1 protein-coding gene is annotated in these 2717 nt (G+C 38.8%); it reads right to left on the reverse strand.

What is annotated here, in order from left to right; translation table 11 throughout:
• Positions 1-87: 87 nt before the first annotated feature.
• A complete protein-coding gene (locus GQR46_RS18435) occupies positions 88-1359 on the reverse strand; it encodes an aminotransferase class I/II-fold pyridoxal phosphate-dependent enzyme (RefSeq protein WP_101162859.1) in 1272 nt (423 codons plus the stop codon).
• Positions 1360-2717 lie beyond the last annotated feature (1358 nt).

Below are 2717 nucleotides of genomic sequence, written 5' to 3' on the forward strand. Positions count from 1 at the left end.
GATTTTAGAAAAACATAAAAAACGATAGTTTATTTTCAACTAACGCTTTTTATGCTTTAAAGTTTTTTATGAAAGGTAGTGAGGTAACTATGCTTTATCGAGCGCTTGGCTTACATCGGCAATTATGTCTGCAATGTTTTCAATACCAACCGACAAACGAATTAAATCGCGGCTTACGCCCGCATTAGCAAGTTCTTCATCATTTAATTGGCGGTGTGTAGTTGACGCAGGATGGCACGCAAGCGACTTGGCATCACCAATATTAACTAAGCGTAAAATCATGTTTAGCGCATCAATAAAACGAGTACCTGCTTCTAGGCCACCAGCAATACCAAAACTTAAAATACCGGATGCTTTACCACTGGTAATTTTTTGACTCATTTCGTTATACGGGCTTGATTTAAGCCCTGCGTAATTAACCCAAAGTACTTTTGGATGATTTTCTAAATATTCAGCTAACTGCTGTGCATTTTCGCAGTGGCGATCCATTCTTAAGCCTAAGGTTTCAAGGCCGATTAAAATGTCAGATGCGTTTTTAGGCGCAAGCGCTGCGCCGGTATTTCTAAGTGGCACTACTCTGCAACGTCCAATAAATGCAGCTTCAGCAAAAGCTTCGGTATACACCACATTGTGATACGACGGATCGGGCTCGTTCATCATTGCAAAACGCGTAGCATTCGCTTTCCAATCAAATTTACCTGAGTCGACAATCATGCCGCCAATGGCAGTACCGTGCCCGTTTATATACTTTGTAAGTGAGTGAACCACTATATCGGCGCCCAGCTCAAATGGGCGGCATAAATACGGCGTAGCCACGGTATTATCAACAATAAGCGGCACACCTTTACTGTGTGCAATACGTGCTAAACGTTCAATATCAACAATATTACCTGCAGGATTACCAATAGATTCACAAAAAACAGCGCGGGTGTTGTCGTCAATTGCATTCTCGAACGCGGTAAAGTCATCGGCTTTAATCATGCGCGCTTCAATACCTTGCCTAGGTAAGGTATGTGCAAATAAGTTATACGTGCCACCATATACTTGGCTGGTACTTACAATATTAGTACCGACTTCACACAAGCATTGAATAGCATACGTAATAGCGGCCATCCCAGAGGCCACGGCTAGCCCACCAATGCCCCCTTCCATTGCAGCAATACGTTGTTCAAGTACGGCATTGGTTGGGTTCATTATGCGGGTGTAAATATTCCCAGGTACTTTTAAATCGAATAAATCAGCGCCATGCTGCGTGTTATCAAATGTATAAGAAGAAGTGTGATAGATAGGCACGGCTGCCGATTTGGTCGTAGGCTCAGATTCGTAACCGTGGTGCAGTGCTAATGACTCTAATTTCATAATTATTTCCTTCAATTAATTTACCACTAACCTAGCACTTCTTGGTTATAAAATGCACATGAAATATATTAAAGGGTGTTGAAGTGATTTGATTTAAGTTAAAGGCGGCGGTTAATGGGCATTCAAATGATATTTAACAACTAGCCACCCTTTACTAACAATATGACAACCCATCCTAGGCATAATATTTATTATTGGTAATAATTTACACAATTTGCTATTAATAGAAGCCCATAAACTAAGGATATTCCAGCGTAAAAAAGAAAAGTATCCTTCAATAAACCTGCAGTGCTATAAAAGGAGTTATTAGTATGTCAAAAATGTTCAAGTTAAAATCAAACAGAAATATTGCTATAAAAATGAGTTGTGGAGTGACATTAATTTGCGCTACATACATATCATTTAGTAACATATTTATAGGGCTAGGTTTAGCTGTCATCTCTATTCTAATAACTTACTCTGTATTAAGTAAGAAAGGCAGTTGGTTCTCTTAGTTATAACTTGAAACTATTGGCGTAACGTTATTCATATAAGAGAGCAGACGCCATAAGCTTCTAGCACTCTTTCTAAATACAGCGATGTGCGGATACTTATAAATTATGATGTATGAAGTCAAGATTTGGGCCTTTACTGAGGCCGCTAATTTTACAATTCGTTATAACCCGACAGTTAAAAAGTATTATCAACGAAAGTTGGCTAAGGCACACAAGGGAGTCGCTATTAAAACAGTTGGGCATAAGCTCGTAAGAGCGTGTTATCACGTGCTTAAAGACAATGTACCATTCAGTGAAAACAAGGCTCTTGCTTAGCGTCTATAAAACAAATTAGGTTATCGTGTTGAGCTAGTAATGGGGTTGTTAAAACCATTAGATTTAATTGAGCCCGCACGTTAATCGCTCGCATTTTAAACACTGAATATGCCCAATGTTTGAGCCACAAAGGGTCGGTTATGTGTAAGCATAAACCACAGAGTTCTTACAGAGTGTGTAAACACAGCCATAAACTGGCCTGACATTGCGACTAAACGATGACTGAGGCGAAAGCCAATGGCCTTAATTAATCATTAATAATGCTTAATTAAACTGCCTAAATTCATATGGGTGACTGGTGCATATTCACACCAACCGACGTCATTACTAGGTGCGTAGTCATATTTAAATTGAATATTAAATAATAAGAACACTTGGTTTTTGAATAAAAAGATCAAGAAAATACAGCTGCCTGCTTGACCGGAACTTTCTAATAGGTGACCCTTTTTGTTCTGCAAGTGGAGAAATTAACGGCGATAGGTTTAATTTTCGATTTGGTATGTTTTCTAATACACAAAAAAGGTATACCTCTTGCGATGTTAAAATTGA

The organism is Pseudoalteromonas sp. Z1A6 (genome assembly GCF_011378745.1).
Classification (GTDB): Bacteria; Pseudomonadota; Gammaproteobacteria; order Enterobacterales; family Alteromonadaceae; genus Pseudoalteromonas; species Pseudoalteromonas arctica.

Coding starts and splice junctions, on each gene's coding strand:
- GQR46_RS18435 (WP_101162859.1), bottom strand. CDS start 1,359: ATGAAATTAGAGTCATTAGCACTGCACCACGGTTACGAATCTGAGCCT.